Here is a 16,441-nt window from a genome sequence, read left to right on the forward strand (position 1 = left end):
GGAATATGGCTGGATTAGGCGAGTTAGCTCTTGATTTGCATCATGCTAGCGAAGACGAGATTTTTCAAGCATTTGTTGATTGGGTTAAAACTAACAAGCATGTAGATTTGTGGCCGCATCAAGAAGAATCCGTTATGGATTTGCTTGCAGGAGACCACGTAATCTTAAATACTCCAACAGGCTCTGGAAAATCGCTAGTAGCGCTCGGCACGCATTTTGCGGCACTTGCCACTGGCAGACGCTCCTACTACACTGCGCCAATCAAAGCGCTTGTATCCGAAAAATTCTTCGATTTAGTTGCGATTTTTGGGCGAGACAACGTAGGCATGATTACTGGCGACTCGCATATTAACGTGGACGCTCCAATAATCTGCTGCACTGCAGAAATCTTAGCAAATCAAGCTCTGCGCGAAGGCGCAAGCGCAAAAGTTGATTGCGTTGCAATGGACGAATTCCACTACTATGGAGACCCAGAGCGAGGATGGGCTTGGCAAGTGCCTCTTCTTACGCTTCCAAATACGCAATTCTTGCTTATGAGCGCAACTCTTGGAGATGTAACGAATATTGCAGAACGCCTAGAAAAATCAACAAATCGTAGTGTTGATATTATTGCAGACGCGCCAAGGCCAATCCCACTCGAATATGAGTACACAGATAAGCCACTTGCCACAACTGTAGAACTCTTATTTAACAAGGGTTTAACGCCAATTTACGTAGTTCATTTTTCGCAAGACGCAGCTCTAGAAACAGCTCAAGCGCTAGCTAGTACGGGAGTTTCTAGCAAAGAGCAGCGAGACAAAATTGCTCAAGCGATTAAAGGTACTAAATTTACTACAGGTTTCGGCAAAATTTTGCAAAGGCTACTGCGCACAGGCGTTGGCGTACATCACGCTGGCATGCTTCCGCGCTACCGCAGGCTTGTTGAACAGCTAGCTCAGCAAGGATTGCTGCCGGTTATTTGCGGTACAGACACTCTTGGCGTTGGTATTAACGTGCCAATTCACTCTGTTGTGCTTACAGCTCTTACAAAATTTGACGGGAACCGTAGTCGAAAGCTTCGCGCTCGCGAGTTTCACCAAATTGCAGGTCGTGCAGGCAGAATGGGGTTTGATACAGAGGGCTTAGTAGTTGCAGAGGCTCCAGAGTTCGAGATTGAAAACGCGCGCGCTGTTGCAAAAGCCGGAAACGACCCTAAAAAGCTTAAAAAAGTTAAACGTAAAAAGGCTCCAGAAGGATTTGTAGTTTGGGGTGAGCCAACGTTTACTAAGCTTATTGAAAGCGCTCCAGAAACTTTGAATCCGCACATGGTTGTAACGCACTCAATGATTTTGAACGAAGTTACGCAAGGCGGAGACGCTAAAGCACGCGTTGAAAAACTTATTGAAGATAGTGCACAAAAGCCGCAAGATAAAGAAAAATTGCTTGAGCGTTGCAACGATATTTTCCAAACTCTGCTCGATACTCAAGTGATTGAATGCAGAGAGTTTTCGGATGGTTCTTGCGATTATGATCTTGATGTTGCTATGCCAGAGGGTTTTGCTTTAGATCAGCCACTTTCTCCGTTCTTGCTCGCAGCTTTGGAACTTCTTGACCCAGAATCTGAAAGTTACGCGCTTGACGTAATTTCTATGGTTGAGTCAACTTTAGATGATCCTAAGCCTGTTCTTCGCGCTCAAGAGCGTAAAGCTCGCGACGCTGCAATGGCTGGCATGAAAGATGATGGCATTGATTACGAGGAGCGCATGGAACGCTTAGCGGAAGTTAGCTACCCTAAGCCTCTTGAAGATTTGCTTGAGCCTGCTTTTGCGCAATATCGCAAAGATGTTCCGTGGGCAAACGACTACTGGATTAAGCCTAAATCTGTGCTTCGAGACATGGTTGAAACAGCCTCTGATTTTACTGGCTATATTTCGCGCTATGGCATTGCTAGAAGTGAAGGAACGCTTCTTCGTTACCTTTCGGACGCTTATCGTTCGCTTGCTCGAACTGTGCCAGAAGACATGCTTAACGAAGAATTGCGTGATATTATTTCGTGGCTTCGTCTTGTTGTGCGCTCTATTGATTCAAGTCTTGTTGACGAGTGGGAGAGTGCTGGAGGATCGGATGATGAAGCTAGCGCTGTAACTACGGCTGCGCCTTCAACTTCTGAGTCTGTAGTTGAGGATCGTCGTGGACTTATTGTGTTGATTAGAAACGCAATGTTTCGTCGCGTGCAACTTATGGATTTGGAAGATGCGGATGCTTTGGGAGAGCTTGACAAAGCTTGGGGTTATGGCGTTCACGAGTGGAATGATGTGCTTGACGACTATTACGACGAACATGAGTATGTTGGGATAGATGCCAAAGCTCGTGGCGGAGACTTGTTTATTTTGGATGATTCTCTAGAAAAAAGTGAGCATTCGTGGAAAGTTCGGCAGATTATTGACGATTCGGACGGAGATCATAATTGGGCTATTACTGGAATTGTTGATTTGGATTCCACACAAGATACAGGCGAAGTTGTGTTCTTTGACTACAGCGTGTCGCACGTTTAGTGTTGTTTTACTTAAGTTTTATTTGCGTTTTGCTTATATTTTACTTATGTTTTATGCAAAATCTAAAATATGGTCGAACGTTTGTTCTATGGATTGAGTATACTTAGATTATGGTTCAGGATTTATTTACAGCAAGTAGTGCGCCTAGCGATGTAACACGTCCATTGGCTGTGCGTATGCGACCAAGCGTTATCGAAGACGTGCTTGGGCAGTCTCATGCGTTAAAAGATGGTTCGCCTTTGCGTAGGCTTGCAAATCCGCAATCTAAAGGTTCTCTTACATCTCCAAGTTCTGTTGTGTTGTTTGGGCCTCCTGGAGCTGGTAAAACTACGCTTGCTTATATTGTGGCTCAACAGTCTGGTCGCGTGTTTGAAGAGCTTTCTGCTGTAACTTCTGGAGTTAAAGATGTTAGAGCAGTGCTAGATCGTGCGCATGAGCGCTTGGTTAGTAAAGGTCAAGAAACAGTTCTGTTTATTGACGAAGTTCATCGTTTTTCTAAATCTCAACAAGATGCTTTGCTTCCAAGCGTAGAAAATCGCGATGTAACTTTTATTGGTGCTACTACCGAAAATCCAAGTTTTTCAATCATTAAGCCACTACTTAGCAGATCAGTAGTTGTTAAACTTGAGTCTCTTAGTGTAGAAGATTTGCGCACGCTTATAGAACGCGCAATTTCTAGCGAAAATGGTCTTAATAATCAGCTTAAGATTGATGACGATGCAATAGATTCAATTATTCGTTTAAGTGGGGGAGACGCTCGCAAAACTCTTACTATTCTAGAAGCGGCAGCAGGGGCGGTAACAGGAGATGTTGCTTTGCAACATGGCAAAAAGAAGCCTGTTATTACTGCCGATATTGTTTCTAACGTAATGGATACTACTACAGTTCGCTACGACAAAGATGGCGACGATCACTACGATGTGATTTCTGCTTTTATTAAGTCAATGCGTGGAAGTGATGTTGACGCTTCTTTGCATTATTTAGCGCGAATGCTTAGAGCTGGGGAAGACCCGCGTTTTATTGCAAGGCGAATTATGATTGCTGCTGCCGAAGAAGTTGGCATGGCAGCTCCACAAATTTTGCAAGTAACTGTTGCTGCAGCTCAAGCTGTTGCTCTAATTGGCATGCCAGAAGCGCGGATTATTCTTTCGGAATCTGTGATTGCTGTAGCAACTGCTCCAAAATCAAACGCAAGTTATAATGCGATTAATAAGGCTTTGCAAGATGTTGATGCTGGAAATATTGGTCAAGTGCCTCTTCATTTGCGAAATGCTCCAACTGCTTTAATGAAAAGCTGGGGAAATCACGATGGGTACAAGTATGCTCACGATTACCCAGGAGCTGTGGCTTCTCAACAATATATGCCAGATGAGCTAGTTGGCCGCGAATATTATCACCCAAATAATCGCGGCTACGAGCACGAGATTTCACAACGTTTATCTCAAATTCGCGCCATTCTTCATAAATCCGATGACAATAAATAAAGTCAATAATTAAAAGGCTCCTTAGAATTTTAAGAAGCCTTTTAATGCAGTATTACTATTTTTTTTAAGATAGTTTTAGTCACGAACAAGCATAATGTGGTCAATATCTTCGCGATTTGAAACGCGGAACAGCACAAAGCGGTTGCCAATTACTTGCACAACTTCTGCACCAAGATGCTCTGCAAGTTCTTGTGCAGCTTCTTTAGCACTTAAGCCAGAGCCATCTTGCACAGCACACTTCATAAGCTCGTGCGATTGCATTGTCTCGTCTGCTTGCTTAACAGCAGCATCGCTAATATCATTTTTTCCAACATAAAGCAATGGGCTTAAAGTGTTAGCGAGCGCACGCAATTGCTTAATCTGCTTTTTAGTTAATGCCATTATTTTCCTTCCAAATCGCGTTCAACATGCGTAAAACGCTAAAACGTCAATTTTCAAAACATTAAAACACTAAAACGTCAAAACGCTATATTGTCAAACGCAATTATCAACAACCAACTATCGACCATCTATTTATAACGCTTAAATTTTCAATGCTTATCGGATTATACATTAACCGTAAGAATCTGCGCTCAATGCGCTCAATACGTTCAATACAATAAATCCGCTCAATGCGTTCAATCCGTTCGATTATAAATATTCAGGCTATAAATATTCCAGCAAAAATTATTCCGCACACAATAGCTAATGTAACGCTTAAAAGCGCAAAGTCTTTTAAGCGCATTTTCTCCGTATGTAAGTGTGTGCGTTTAGCTCCAGGAACGTAGCATCTAGAATCTAGCGCAAGTCCCAGTGTGTTTGCGTGCCGAATCACACTTGCAAATCCTGGAACTATAAGAGATGTTATTGCTTGCAATCGCTTTTTTATAGACCCGTCTTTTATGTTTCCGCCTCTTGCAATTTGAGCTAAAGCAACAGATTCTGCTTCTTTTGCAAGAGTTGGCAAAAATCGTAAAGCAAGGCTCATAATAAGAGCAATTTCTTGACTTGGCAATCCTACGCTTTTAAGAGGCGAAATAATAGACGCGCATGCTTCAGTCAATCGCGTTTGGCTTATGGTTAGTACAATTATTGACCCGATTAGTATAACAAGCGAAAATCTTGAAGCGAAAAGTATTGCAAACTTTATTCCATCGTCTGTTATTAATATCGGTCCGATTCTAAAAAGTCCTCTTCCAGAATGCACAACTAGAAGATTAAACAATCCAGAAAATACGAATATTGCAATAAACATGTGCAATGACAAGAATAATTTTATAGGCGATATTCTAGCGAGAAATATTAGAGCAAGCGTTGATAGTGCAAGGATTCCAAGTTGGTAGAAGTTTGTAATGCTAAACGCGCTAAACATAAGAATTAAGCATGATATTAGTATGATTCGCGTATTAAATAAGCTTAGCAATGACTTGTTTTTGTTCTTGTTTTCGCTACCATTCTCGCTAGTATTTTCAAGCTTTTCGTCTTGTGCTTGTTCTTGCGCTTGCTTCTTTTCGCGCGAATCAAGTGTAACTATGCGCGCTCCAAGTGATTTTGCTTCACTAAAATCATGCGTAATAACAATAATTGTTACGCCTTTATTGTGTAAATCGCTTAAAATTTTTAATACGATTTTTGCATACTCAAAATCTAATCCTGCTGTAGGCTCGTCTAAAACCAAGATTTTTGGATTGCAAGCCAAAATTCCCGCGATTGCTGCTAGTCGTTGCTGGCCTCCAGAAAGTTCGAATGGGGATTTTTGCGCTAAATGTTCAATATGCAATGATTTTAGTGCGCTCAATACTCTGGAACGCAATTCGCATCCCTCTAATCCAAAGTTTTTTGGACCGTATGCTACGTCTTCAAAAACAGTTTGCGCAAAAAGTTGCTGTTCTGGCAATTGCATAACGTAACCAATGTTTTTGCGAATTTCACGCATTTGTGATTTGCTTGTTTTCTCGCTAATTTTTATTCCGTTTACACAAATAGATCCAGAATCGTATTTAATAAGTGCGCATATTGCTTTTGCGAGCGTGGATTTTCCACACCCGTTTTTTCCCATTATTGCAACGATTTCGCCTGCTTTTACGCTTAGAGAATAGTCTCTTATTATTGGATTTTGACTATTTGCATAGCTCACACTTAAATTAGATATTTCAATTGCTGCATTCTTGTTTGTTTTATTCGAATCACGTTTATTTTTGCTTTCTGCATTCGAATTTTCTGCATTTGATTTTTCTACATTTTCCGTCATGCTTTTTGATCCAATAACAGCTGGCGATTTTTCCGCGTAGAATTCTTCTAATTCCAATAAACTTACATCACGCAATTTTCCATTTTCTAGCATTAATATTCGATCCGCATTTTTGCATTCGCTAATCTTATGTGTTACTTGAACGATTGTTGTGCCGCGCGTTTGTAATTTGTCAAAAAGCTTATTTACGTCTGTTTTTGCGCAAGAATCAAGCATGCTTGTAGGCTCGTCTAATACAAGAAGTTTTGATTTTGTAGCAATCGACGACGCAATAGCAACGCGCTGCTGCTGACCTCCACTCATATTGCTTGGGTCGCTAAAACGGTGATTTTCCATGTTTACAGCGCGTAAAGCATTGCTTATATTTTTCTTCATAAATTCTTTAGAGGCGCACAAGTTTTCAAGCCCAAAAGCAACATCGTCTTCTACAACTGTTGTAACGATTTGGTCTTCTGGGCTTTGAAACAATGCTCCAATAGATTCTCGTGCTTTTTGGTACGCTTTTGAATCAACATTGTTTGCTTCAAAAACTTTTATTCCGCATAGCGTAACAATTCCAGAATCTGGGGAAGAAAGTCCTGCAATAATTTTAGCTAGCGTGGACTTTCCACTACCATTTTTGCCGATTATTGCGATTCTTTGACCATATGCAATTTCAAGATCTATTCCGTCTAGAATCCAAGTTTTTCCGCCATCATAGCTAAAGCGAACTTTTTGCAAAGAAACAGCATTATCTTTTTTAGCACAATAATCCATATTGCTTTTTTCGTCTTTGCAACTTGTTTTATATTGAATAACTTTATTGCTTTGCATAATTAGCTTGCTTTTTACTTAATTGACTAATGCTATTTTGGCTAATGCTATTTGTTTACTATTTGTTGTAGTTAAGAAGTTTTGAAACAGGCTTATAAACAAGCATAGTTACTACGCAATGAATCGCAAGCTTAATCACATTAAACGGTAGCAGAGCTGGAACTATAAGAGCAGCAACTTGCTCAACGCTAATATGAGCATAAAGCGGCGTAATAATAAGATTTCCGACTATTGCAAGAGCAATCGCAACTACAGAGCCAACCACAAGCGAAATAATAGCGCCTTCTTTGGTTCTAATTTTTTTGTAGACGATTGCAGCGCTAACAGAAGCGCCCATTGAAACCAATATTGCCATTATTGCGCCAAACGGGTTAGTGAAGAAGTGTGGAGCAAATCCTAGTACGCTTACGATTGCAGCGGCGAATGGTCCGTATGCAAATCCTGCAATTAAACACACAATTCCCGAAGGATCGTATTTAAGGTAGTTTACGTCTGGAATAAGTGGAAATTCTATAAAGCTTACAGCAATAGAGAGCGCAACGAATAGCGCGTATTTAGCAATTTTTTCGCTTGACCAATAGTTTGTGCCAGAGTAAGTTGCGTGATTATTTGCTGTGTGATTGCTTGTTTTATGATTATTTTCGCGTGAAATGCTCATTAGAGCCTCCGTTTCTTTCATCCGGACTTTAACCGTTGGCTTCGGATTTTAACCGAATCAGCAGCAGTGGTGCCGCTCGCGGGCTTCGAGACAATTCACTAATTCAAGAATTACCTCGTTACCGCCAGTAAGGATTTTCACCTTCCCTGAAACTACTCTTTATTTTTATCTTATGCTAAGAACATTTATTGCTAAGCGCTAAGAACATTTAGCAGTTTGATTAACTTTTGACTTGTAACGCTTTTTGATGGCAATGCTAAGTGTAAGATTAAGAGCATGAGTGAAATTACGAATACTTCTGTTAATACTATAGACAAGCTTGCGATTATTGTTGTTACTTATAAGCGCCAGGAGCTTCTTGCAAATTTGTTCAAATCATTTGAGTGTTTAAATCAATGTCCGTGGCGAATTGTTGTTGTAGACAACGAAAGTAGCGAAAAAACGCACAAAATGGTGGATGATCTAGGCGATATTCTTTCGCGCAGATGGGGCGCTTCTAGCGAGGACGATTCTGGCGATTCAAACCGCGTTGTTTACGCGCCACAAAGTAGCAATCTTGGGGGAGCTGGCGGTTTTAGTGCTGGCGTTAAAAAAGCGTATGAGCTTGGCGCACAATGGTTTTGGGTTATGGACGATGATGTTGAAACTGTTCCAGAATCTATTGAGCGTCTTTGCAAGTGGACTAAAAGCCACGATGTTATTCAAGGAAGCCGTTTAGACTACGACGGTGGCGATTTTTATTGGCAATATAACTTTATTGTTTCTCTTGGAATTCCTAATCCAATCGCTCCAGCAGCATTTGGGCCATCTGGCTACCGCGTTATGAACACAATGTGCTTTGAAGGGGGATTGTTTAAGCGCAATATTGTAGAGAAAATTGGACTTCCAGATTCGCGTTACTTTATTTATTGGGATGACACTACTTATGGCTATCTTGCTAGCAAAGTTACGAATCCGATTGTTGTAAATGACATTATTCTTCGCAGAACTCGTAATATTCCTAATTGGGATATTGCTGGCGTTCGTCAACTAAATTCCACTTCCGACATGAATCGTTATCATATTATGCGAAATCGTGGCTTTATGGCGCGCTACTTTATGATCCACGGCGATTTTAGACCATTTATGTTTGCTCTTGGAACCGCTTTGACTGCTGCAAAAGAGCTTATTAGGCTTGTTGCTGTAGATCGTGAGCATATTTTAAGTGGCGTTAAAAAGCTTTTTACTGGTTGTATTGCAAGCAGAAAAATTTTGCATGATCCTAATTGGAAGCCAATGCCTCCGTTAAAATAGCAGATTTTTTAAGACTTAAGTCTGAATACTGAGATTTAAGATTAATGCTTAAGTCTTAAAAATTAAAGCACAAACATAAACTAGAAGCCACCTAGCATTTGCTAAGTGGCTTCTAGATTTTTATTTTATCTCTTTTTTCAGTGGGAGAGGTCAATTACCATTCGACCGCGAATCTTACCGCTGAGCATCTCATCGAAGATGTCGTTAATGTCTTCCATCTTGCGCATATGGCATTTTGGAACAACCTTGCCTTCAGCACCAAACTGGAACGCTTCTTCCAAATCTTTACGAGTTCCAACAAGGGATCCAACCAAGCGGATTCCGTCGAGAACAAGGCGAGGGATGCTGAGTTCCATATCTTCTGGTGGAAGACCAACAGCTGCAACGGTGCCGCCTGCTCGTACAGAGTCAACTGCGCTGTTAAAAGCAGCCTTGCTTACAGCGGTTACAACAGCGCCATGAGCGCCGCCTACCTTCTTCATAGCAAATTCAGGAACATTTTCCTTAAGTGGGTTTACGCACAAATCTGCGCCATATTCCTTAGCAAATTCAAGCTGAGCATCGTTAACATCTACTGCGATTACGTGTGCGCCAAATACGTTCTTTGCATATTGCAACGCAAGATTACCAAGACCGCCAAGGCCAAAGAGAATAAGCCATTCGCCTGGGTGTACGCCCGACTCCTTAATAGCCTTGTAGGTTGTAACGCCAGCGCAAGTGATGGAGCTTGCAGGAGCTGGATCCAAGCCTTCTGGGACTTTTACAGCGTAGTCAGCTGCAACAATGCACTCTTGCGACATGCCACCGTCTGCAGTGTATCCTGCGTTCAAAACGCTACGGCAAAGTGTTTCTCGGCCAGTGGTGCAATATTCGCAATGACCGCAACCCTTAAAGAACCACGCTACAGATGCACGGTCGCCTGGCTTTAATGTTGTAACACCAGGGCCAACTTCCTTAACAATACCAATACCTTCGTGGCCAAGAACAACACCAGTTTTATCGCCAAAATCTTGGTTCTTAACGTGAAGATCGGTGTGACATACGCCGCAGCACTCCATATCGAGTAAGGCTTCACCAAATTCCAATGGACGAAGTTCCTTCTCTACAACCTGAGCCTTCTTATCTTTGGTTGCAACAATAGCCTTCATAGAAACCTCCTTGTTCTATGCTTCATCGTTGAAAAACATTGCTTTTTCAGTTTTCTTTTACCTGTTTGGTAAAAGCTATTTTTATTCTACATTATTTTTACGATTTTTCATGATAAAAATCACATTTTAAGAAAAAGTTTTATAAAAATTTATGGCTTAATGATAATAATTATCGTATTCAATATTTTTCTTATCGTTTTCTTATATTTTTCTTTTACTCAACACTCCGTAAAATTGCTTGAATATCGCAGAAAATCACTATATATTTTTTTTTATTTTTGATTATAACTTGCATTCAACAATAAATCAGGCTACTATGGCATCTTGCTTGCGGATATAGCTTAGTTGGTAAAGCGCAACCTTGCCAAGGTTGAGACCGCGGGTTCGAGTCCCGCTGTCCGCTCCATTTGTTTTCTCAGCGAGCATGTCCTCATATTCCGCTGAGATTTTTTATTTTCTATCGCATGTCTCAGCACATATATTGGCCCATAGTCCAAAACTGTGTAAAGCTAAGCTGATGAATATTCTGGAAATAGAACTAGTCAACTTAGCTTTTTGCATATAACCCAATTCTTTTTGCACAATGTGCATAACTTTTATTAGATAATCCTTGAATTTTCGCCGAAAAATCAAGGATTGTGAATGTCTTATCCACATATTAAATTAACTCTTTTATTTTTTTGAATAAGCTGTATGCTTTACTTAAACCTTAAACATAAGGTGAAAACAAAATAAACAAATATAAGGAATTAAAAAATAAATGACTTGACAAAATTTTAGGGAAGAAGGAGCAAATGAGAAATTTTTCTAGTACTCTGTTATACGCAAACGACGACGATAATGAGACATTTTGGGAGGTTATTAACAGTAACTTTCCAGATCAAGCAGATTCGTCGCGATTCCAGACTAAAGATATAAGACCTTTTCCAGTGTATGAAGGTTTAATACCAGTTGGGTCTTCTCGCTCAATGGCAAGTTATCACGTATCATCGTGTTTCAATAATACGCATGGTAAAAAGATGTACCTATATCTTGCAATGCAAATATGCAAAGTAGCGTGCATAGTAGGTGATATTTCTCATGGCAGGCCAATATCTCCAGAGATGAAAAGAGCATTAACAAAAGAGTGTATATACAAACTCGAGAATATGTGGTATTTGATTAATGAATGCTACAAAGATAAGCATAATGAGGCAGAAGTTTCTAAGCTAAGAAGTAATCCAACAATACCGAAGATGATAAATGGAATACTGGTTTCTCCATCACAATTAGAGGCAGTTGTTTTGCTTCATATTGGAGATACAGAATATTGGACATCTTTAACACTTAGATTCATAATGGGAAAATGGGTTTGCACGTTAGCGGATATAGGTTAGGTTTTACCTAATCGTAGTTTGCATAATATGAATTTTAAGTAGTTATTGATTTAATTAAGTATGTACATGCATAAACATGTTGGATTATTTAGATTATTTGCGTAACGCCCCTAGAATATAATTTGCATTTGCTGTTTTACTCAAGGGGTTTTCTAAATCGTTATTTGTTAAATTGTTATTTTGTAAAAAACGCCAATTTTCTGTACATATTTTTGTATCTTCATAGTTTTGTGTTGGCATGCTTATACCGTACAATTAAGAATATGCTGCGAGAATTTTCTGTAGAAGACATTCACCCAACTAACGATGGTGACACAATTTATTCATTGCTTGCTAATAGGGCAATGCGAGACCCGCAAGGCGTGATTGCACAATGGCAAGATGACAATACTCGTCAATGGCACGATGTTAGCGCATCACAGATGCTATCCAAAGTTCGTTCTACTGCAAGAGGCTTAATCGCTCTTGGCGTTAAGCAAGGAGACAAAATCGTTATTTACTCTCCAACTTGTTACGAATGGGGTGTTGTGGACTTTGCGTGCGCTTGTATTGGTGCTGTAAGCATACCTATTTACGAAACTGACTCCGCTCTTCAAGCTGCAGATATTATTTCGGAAGTAAAGCCTGTTATCGCTTTTGCAGGAGACGATGAGCATGCACAATGCTTAGAAAGAGTTCGTCAAGACAATAAGCGAATTTCATTAAGAACGGTTTTTAACTTTAAGGCCAATGGCATTGATGCTGTTATTGATTTTGGCAAATCTATTAGTGATGATGAGTTAAATAACGCCATTAATCAAATAAAGGCAGATGATTTAGCAACAATTGTTTACACTTCTGGTTCAACTGGCAGGCCAAAGGGAGCAATGCTTTCAAACAGAAACTTTACTCACATTGTTTATGCCGCTTACGACGTGTTAAACGACATGCTCTACAAACCAAGCCGAATACTTCTGTTCCTTCCTCTTGCACATTGCTTTGCTAGATTCATTCAATATGTTGCAATTGGAGCAAATGGCGTTATTGGCTATGTTCCAAACGCTAAGCATTTGCTTGCAGATTTGCGTAGTTTTAAGCCTACTTACTTACTTGGAGTGCCTCGAGTATTTGAAAAAGTCTATAATGCGGCTTCTCAAAAGGCTGGCGCTGGTATTAGAGGTAGGATTTTTGCAAAGGCTGTTCAGCATTTTGTTGAATGGTCTAAAGATGAAATTGATGGTAAAGCGCATTCTATTTATGCAAAGATTCAGCATGATTTTTATATGAAAACTGTTGGTTCTTCCATAAGATCTGCACTTGGTCCTAATTTAGCGTGGTTGGCTTGTGGAGGCGCTCCAATAAATGCAGAGCTTGCTCACTTCTTTAATGGATTAGATGGCATAACCTTTATTCAAGGCTATGGAATGACAGAAACTGCAGCTCCATGCGTTGTTAATTTTGAACACGCAAATCGAGTCGGTTCTGTTGGAAAGCCTGGCCCTGGAATTACAATCCGCATTGATGACGATGGCGAAGTTCTTGTAAAAGGTCCTAACGTTTTTGTTGGATATTATGGAAAACCAGAACTTACTGCAGAAGTTATTGACGAAAACGGATGGCTTCATTCTGGCGATTTAGGAGAAATCGACGACGAAGGATTCTTAACCATTACTGGCAGAAAGAAAGACATTATTATTACTGCTGGTGGAAAGAATATAAGTCCTGCTCCTCTTGAAACTATTATTGCAAAATGCCCTATTGTTTCACATGCTGTTGTTGTTGGAGATGGAAAGCCATTCGTTTCGGCTCTTATTGAGCTTGAACCAGACATGGTTCGTTCTTGGCTTAAAAATCAAGGAATGGATGAGAATCTTCCAATGAAAAATGTTGCTCAAAACGATGCTATACGTTCTGTTGTTCAACAATTTATTGATCAAGCGAATAGCACGGTCTCTAGAGCAGAGTCTATTCGTAAATTTGTTATTTTAGACGAAGAGTTTTCTCAAGATAATGGTACTTTAACTCCAAGTATGAAAGTTGTTCGTCCAAAGGTTTTAAAGAGATATGCGGATGTTATTGAATCGCAGCTTTATGCTCCAAAACCTAGTAACAAACCGTTGCCTGCAACGGTTAAGATTTTAGATAAAACAACCGAAACTGTTAAGCAAGCTCAAGAGGTTGTTACGCCTAAAGTCAAGCAAGCTATTGATCAAGCAGCAACTCATTTGAAGCGTTTTGGAGAAGATTTGCCTTTGCAATCCGATTCTAAGGAATCTTATTCAAATAATGAAGATGGAGCAAACCAAACCGTTAGTGAATAAGATTATAAAATAGTATATTAATAGGCTAATTAACAATTGCAAATACAGATTTACAGATGGTATTACTATAAAGTTTGTATAATTGTGGATTGCGATTTTAATTAGCTTTTTGTTTTAAGGAGTGCCGTGACTATTAGACAAATCCGAGTTGTTCCAGACCCTGTTCTTAGAACGCCTTGTGATGAAATTCGCGAGATTACGCCATCTGTTAGAAGTCTTGTAGAAGATTTATTAGAAACTGTAAACGATCCAGGTCGTGCAGGACTTAGCGCGAACCAAATTGGTGTTAATCTTAGAGCATTTTCTTATAATATTGATGGAACAATAGGCTATATTTTGAATCCCGTTATAGAAGAGCTTAGTGGAGAACAATACGGAGATGAGGGCTGCTTATCGGTTCCAGGATTGTGGTACAAGACCCGCAGAGCTGATTATGCTAGAGCAAGAGGAATAGATCTAGACGGTAAAACTGTTGTTCTAGAAGGTAAAGGCTTAATGGCCCGCATGATTCAACATGAATGTGACCATCTTGATGGTCATGTGTATATTGACCGTTTAGAAAAAGATGTTAGAAAGCAAGCTTTACGCCAATTGCGCAATAGCTCTTCTAAGTAGCTAATTCAATAAATTATTGCGATTTTTTATAGAGATTGATTACAAAGTTAGTATAAAGCTTCTGCTATAATATGACTCTGCGTGTTCGCTTTGAGCATGAGTGTTGTCGCGTTATACGATTGCTCGTTTTTTATTGTCTATCAGAATGCGCATATACGCGCCATGTACGCGTCCGTTCGTGTCGGTCGGCTTGGATTTAGTTATATGCTAGCCAAGTTGCATGCGAACAGACATGGCCAGGCAAGAACCGACAAGAAAGGTATATAGATATGGCACAGATTACCATGAGCGAAATGCTGAAGGCTGGTTTGCACTTCGGTCACCAAACTCGTCGCTGGAATCCAAAGATGAAGCAGTTCATTCTTACTCAGCGCAATGGTATTCATATCATCAATTTGTTCAAGTCGCTCGACATGATCGACAAGGCTTATGACTTTATTAAGCAGACTGTTGCTCACAATGGCACTGTTTTGTTTGTGGGTACTAAAAAGCAGGCTCAAGAAGCTGTGCAAAATCAGGCTACTCGCGTAAACATGCCTTACGTAAGTGAGCGCTGGCTCGGCGGTATGTTGACTAACTTCCAAACTGTTTCTACTCGCGTAAAGCGTTTGAAGGAACTCGAGGAAATGGACTTTACCGACGTTCGTGGATCTGGTTTAACCAAGAAGGAACTTTTGCTTCTTGAGCGCGAAAAGGATAAGCTTTCCAAGCAGCTCGGCGGTATTCGCAATATGAACCGTACTCCTTCTGCAATGTTTGTTGTAGACATTAACAAGGAAGCTTTGGCTGTTGAAGAAGCACACAAGCTCGGTATTCCAGTTGTGGCAATCGTTGACACCAACACCGATCCAGAATCCGTTGAGTATCCAATTCCAGCAAACGACGATGCAATTCGTGGCGTAGAGCTTCTTACAAGCTTGATGGCCGATGCTGTTGCAGAAGGTTTGCTTGATCACGCTGGCAAGGGTGCAAAGGCTGAAGATGCCAATGCTCAGCCAATGGCAGCATGGGAAAAGGAACTGCTCACTAAGGAATCTGAACAGTCCGACAATGAAGCCAAGGCTGAATAAGCCTGTTGGCAGTTAATGAGGAGAACAAAATGGCAGCAATTACTGCAGCGTTGATTAAGCAGGTGCGCGAAGAAACTGGCGCAGGCATGATGGACGTTAAGAAGGCTCTTACTGAAGCCGAAGGCGATGTAGCTCGCGCTAAGGAAATCATCCGCGCTAAGGGCATTCAGGCCGCTGGCAAGCGTGAAGGTCGCAAGGCCCAAGAAGGAACCGTTGCTTCTAAGGTTGTTAAGACTGCAGAAGGCGAAACTGGTTATGCAGTTGAGTTGAATTCCGAAACTGACTTTGTTGCTAAGACACCAAAGTTTGTTGAATTCTCCGAAACTGTGTTGAACAATGCTATTGAAGCCAATGCTTCTAATGCAGAAGAGCTTCTTGCCGCTAAGGCTGGAGATGCTACTGTTAAGGAAGAAGTTGAAGAAGCAGCAGCATTGTTTGGCGAGCACGTTAAGGTTGGCCAGATTGCCAAGGTTAACGGTCCTCACGTTGAGGTTTACGCTCACAAGAAGTCCGTTGAATTGCCTCCAAGCATTGTTTCTATGATTGCTACCGACGAAGCAGGCGCTAAGGTTGCTCACGAAGCTGCTTTGCAAATTTCCGCTATGGGTGCTCAGTGGCTCCGCCGCGAAGACGTTCCAGCAGATGTGTTGGAGTCCGAGCGTCGCGTTGCTACCGAAAAGTCCTTGGCAGAAGGCAAGCCAGAAAAGATCGTTCCAAAGATTGTTGAAGGCCGTTTGAACGCATTCTTCAAGGAAACTGTTCTTCTTGAGCAAGCTTATGTTAAGGATCCTTCCAAGACTATTGGCGACTTGTTCAAGGAAGTTGGCGGCTCTGCTTTAGCTTTCGCTCGTGTTGAGGTTGGCAAAGGCTCTGCTGAATAGTTTTTGCTAAGTTTCAAATAATTTTCTTTTACTGAAAAC

General features: G+C 40.8%; 13 protein-coding genes, 1 tRNA gene and 1 riboswitch. Of the genes, 9 read left to right on the top strand and 5 right to left on the bottom strand.

All coding sequences use genetic code 11. The features are described from left to right. Nucleotides 1–5 precede the first annotated feature (5 nt). Entirely contained in the window at nucleotides 6–2,534 is a 2,529-nt protein-coding gene (locus tag NYP67_RS04175) for a DEAD/DEAH box helicase (protein WP_415695174.1), read from the top strand. Nucleotides 2,535–2,644: 110 nt separating this feature from the next. Beyond that, nucleotides 2,645–4,018, top strand: coding sequence for a replication-associated recombination protein A (locus tag NYP67_RS04180; RefSeq protein ID WP_115793933.1), 1,374 nt, complete (start codon nucleotides 2,645–2,647; stop codon nucleotides 4,016–4,018). A gap of 75 nt (nucleotides 4,019–4,093) precedes the next feature. Here NYP67_RS04180 and NYP67_RS04185 read toward each other — a convergent pair whose 3' ends face one another. The 3 genes from NYP67_RS04185 to NYP67_RS04195 all read right to left on the bottom strand — a co-directional run bounded on the left by NYP67_RS04185 (nucleotide 4,094) and on the right by NYP67_RS04195 (nucleotide 7,719). Continuing rightward, entirely contained in the window at nucleotides 4,094–4,399 is a 306-nt protein-coding gene (locus NYP67_RS04185) for a YhbY family RNA-binding protein (RefSeq protein WP_004130815.1), read from the bottom strand. A gap of 259 nt (nucleotides 4,400–4,658) precedes the next feature. Next, the gene (locus NYP67_RS04190; RefSeq protein WP_473411204.1) at nucleotides 4,659–7,061 is read right to left on the bottom strand and encodes an energy-coupling factor transporter ATPase; all 2,403 of its coding nucleotides are present in this window, start codon (nucleotides 7,059–7,061) and stop codon (nucleotides 4,659–4,661) included. Between the two features lie 58 nt (nucleotides 7,062–7,119). Next, entirely contained in the window at nucleotides 7,120–7,719 is a 600-nt protein-coding gene (locus tag NYP67_RS04195; protein ID WP_004130819.1) for an ECF transporter S component, read from the bottom strand. A gap of 5 nt (nucleotides 7,720–7,724) precedes the next feature. Next, nucleotides 7,725–7,877: riboswitch (FMN riboswitch) on the bottom strand. Between the two features lie 118 nt (nucleotides 7,878–7,995). Here NYP67_RS04195 and NYP67_RS04200 point away from each other — a divergent pair. Continuing rightward, a complete protein-coding gene (locus NYP67_RS04200) occupies nucleotides 7,996–9,012 on the top strand; it encodes a glycosyltransferase (RefSeq protein WP_102705071.1) in 1,017 nt (338 codons plus the stop codon). 137 nt (nucleotides 9,013–9,149) lie between these two features. Here the strand turns inward: NYP67_RS04200 and adhP are convergent, their stop codons facing one another. Next, nucleotides 9,150–10,160, bottom strand: coding sequence for an alcohol dehydrogenase AdhP (gene adhP, locus NYP67_RS04205; RefSeq protein WP_016792006.1), 1,011 nt, complete (start codon nucleotides 10,158–10,160; stop codon nucleotides 9,150–9,152). Nucleotides 10,161–10,490: 330 nt separating this feature from the next. On the opposite strand from adhP, the gene NYP67_RS04210 reads away from it, so the two are divergent. Together NYP67_RS04210 and NYP67_RS04215 are read left to right on the top strand one after the other, a co-directional pair. Beyond that, nucleotides 10,491–10,566, top strand: a tRNA-Gly gene (locus NYP67_RS04210). 388 nt (nucleotides 10,567–10,954) lie between these two features. Continuing rightward, a complete protein-coding gene (locus NYP67_RS04215) occupies nucleotides 10,955–11,536 on the top strand; it encodes a hypothetical protein (protein ID WP_115757531.1) in 582 nt (193 codons plus the stop codon). 93 nt (nucleotides 11,537–11,629) lie between these two features. Here NYP67_RS04215 and NYP67_RS04220 read toward each other — a convergent pair whose 3' ends face one another. Continuing rightward, on the bottom strand, nucleotides 11,630–11,776 hold the full coding sequence (locus NYP67_RS04220) for a hypothetical protein (protein ID WP_172540181.1): 147 nt from the start codon (nucleotides 11,774–11,776) through the stop codon (nucleotides 11,630–11,632). Nucleotides 11,777–11,799: 23 nt separating this feature from the next. On the opposite strand from NYP67_RS04220, the gene NYP67_RS04225 reads away from it, so the two are divergent. The 4 genes from NYP67_RS04225 to tsf all read left to right on the top strand — a co-directional run bounded on the left by NYP67_RS04225 (nucleotide 11,800) and on the right by tsf (nucleotide 16,402). After that, entirely contained in the window at nucleotides 11,800–13,836 is a 2,037-nt protein-coding gene (locus NYP67_RS04225) for an AMP-dependent synthetase/ligase (RefSeq protein WP_115757533.1), read from the top strand. 126 nt (nucleotides 13,837–13,962) lie between these two features. Continuing rightward, nucleotides 13,963–14,451, top strand: coding sequence for a peptide deformylase (locus NYP67_RS04230; RefSeq protein ID WP_004130828.1), 489 nt, complete (start codon nucleotides 13,963–13,965; stop codon nucleotides 14,449–14,451). Between the two features lie 269 nt (nucleotides 14,452–14,720). Further along, on the top strand, nucleotides 14,721–15,521 hold the full coding sequence (gene rpsB, locus NYP67_RS04235) for a 30S ribosomal protein S2 (protein ID WP_004130830.1): 801 nt from the start codon (nucleotides 14,721–14,723) through the stop codon (nucleotides 15,519–15,521). 29 nt (nucleotides 15,522–15,550) lie between these two features. After that, nucleotides 15,551–16,402 (top strand): translation elongation factor Ts, encoded by an 852-nt coding sequence (gene tsf, locus NYP67_RS04240; RefSeq protein WP_004130831.1) that lies wholly within the window; start codon nucleotides 15,551–15,553, stop codon nucleotides 16,400–16,402. Nucleotides 16,403–16,441: the final 39 nt, after the last annotated feature.

The organism is Gardnerella sp. c23Ub_4, assembly GCF_055804115.1.

Bases quoted from the DNA above. Each gene is read 5' to 3' on its own strand.
- tsf (WP_004130831.1), top strand. From the start codon at position 15,551: ATGGCAGCAATTACTGCAGCGTTGATTAAGCAGGTGCGCGAAGAAACT.
- adhP (WP_016792006.1), bottom strand. From the start codon at position 10,160: ATGAAGGCTATTGTTGCAACCAAAGATAAGAAGGCTCAGGTTGTAGAG.
- NYP67_RS04195 (WP_004130819.1), bottom strand. From the start codon at position 7,719: ATGAGCATTTCACGCGAAAATAATCATAAAACAAGCAATCACACAGCA.
- NYP67_RS04200 (WP_102705071.1), top strand. From the start codon at position 7,996: ATGAGTGAAATTACGAATACTTCTGTTAATACTATAGACAAGCTTGCG.
- rpsB (WP_004130830.1), top strand. From the start codon at position 14,721: ATGGCACAGATTACCATGAGCGAAATGCTGAAGGCTGGTTTGCACTTC.
- NYP67_RS04190 (WP_473411204.1), bottom strand. From the start codon at position 7,061: ATGCAAAGCAATAAAGTTATTCAATATAAAACAAGTTGCAAAGACGAA.
- NYP67_RS04215 (WP_115757531.1), top strand. From the start codon at position 10,955: ATGAGAAATTTTTCTAGTACTCTGTTATACGCAAACGACGACGATAAT.
- NYP67_RS04175 (WP_415695174.1), top strand. From the start codon at position 6: ATGGCTGGATTAGGCGAGTTAGCTCTTGATTTGCATCATGCTAGCGAA.
- NYP67_RS04185 (WP_004130815.1), bottom strand. From the start codon at position 4,399: ATGGCATTAACTAAAAAGCAGATTAAGCAATTGCGTGCGCTCGCTAAC.
- NYP67_RS04225 (WP_115757533.1), top strand. From the start codon at position 11,800: ATGCTGCGAGAATTTTCTGTAGAAGACATTCACCCAACTAACGATGGT.
- NYP67_RS04220 (WP_172540181.1), bottom strand. From the start codon at position 11,776: ATGCCAACACAAAACTATGAAGATACAAAAATATGTACAGAAAATTGG.
- NYP67_RS04180 (WP_115793933.1), top strand. From the start codon at position 2,645: ATGGTTCAGGATTTATTTACAGCAAGTAGTGCGCCTAGCGATGTAACA.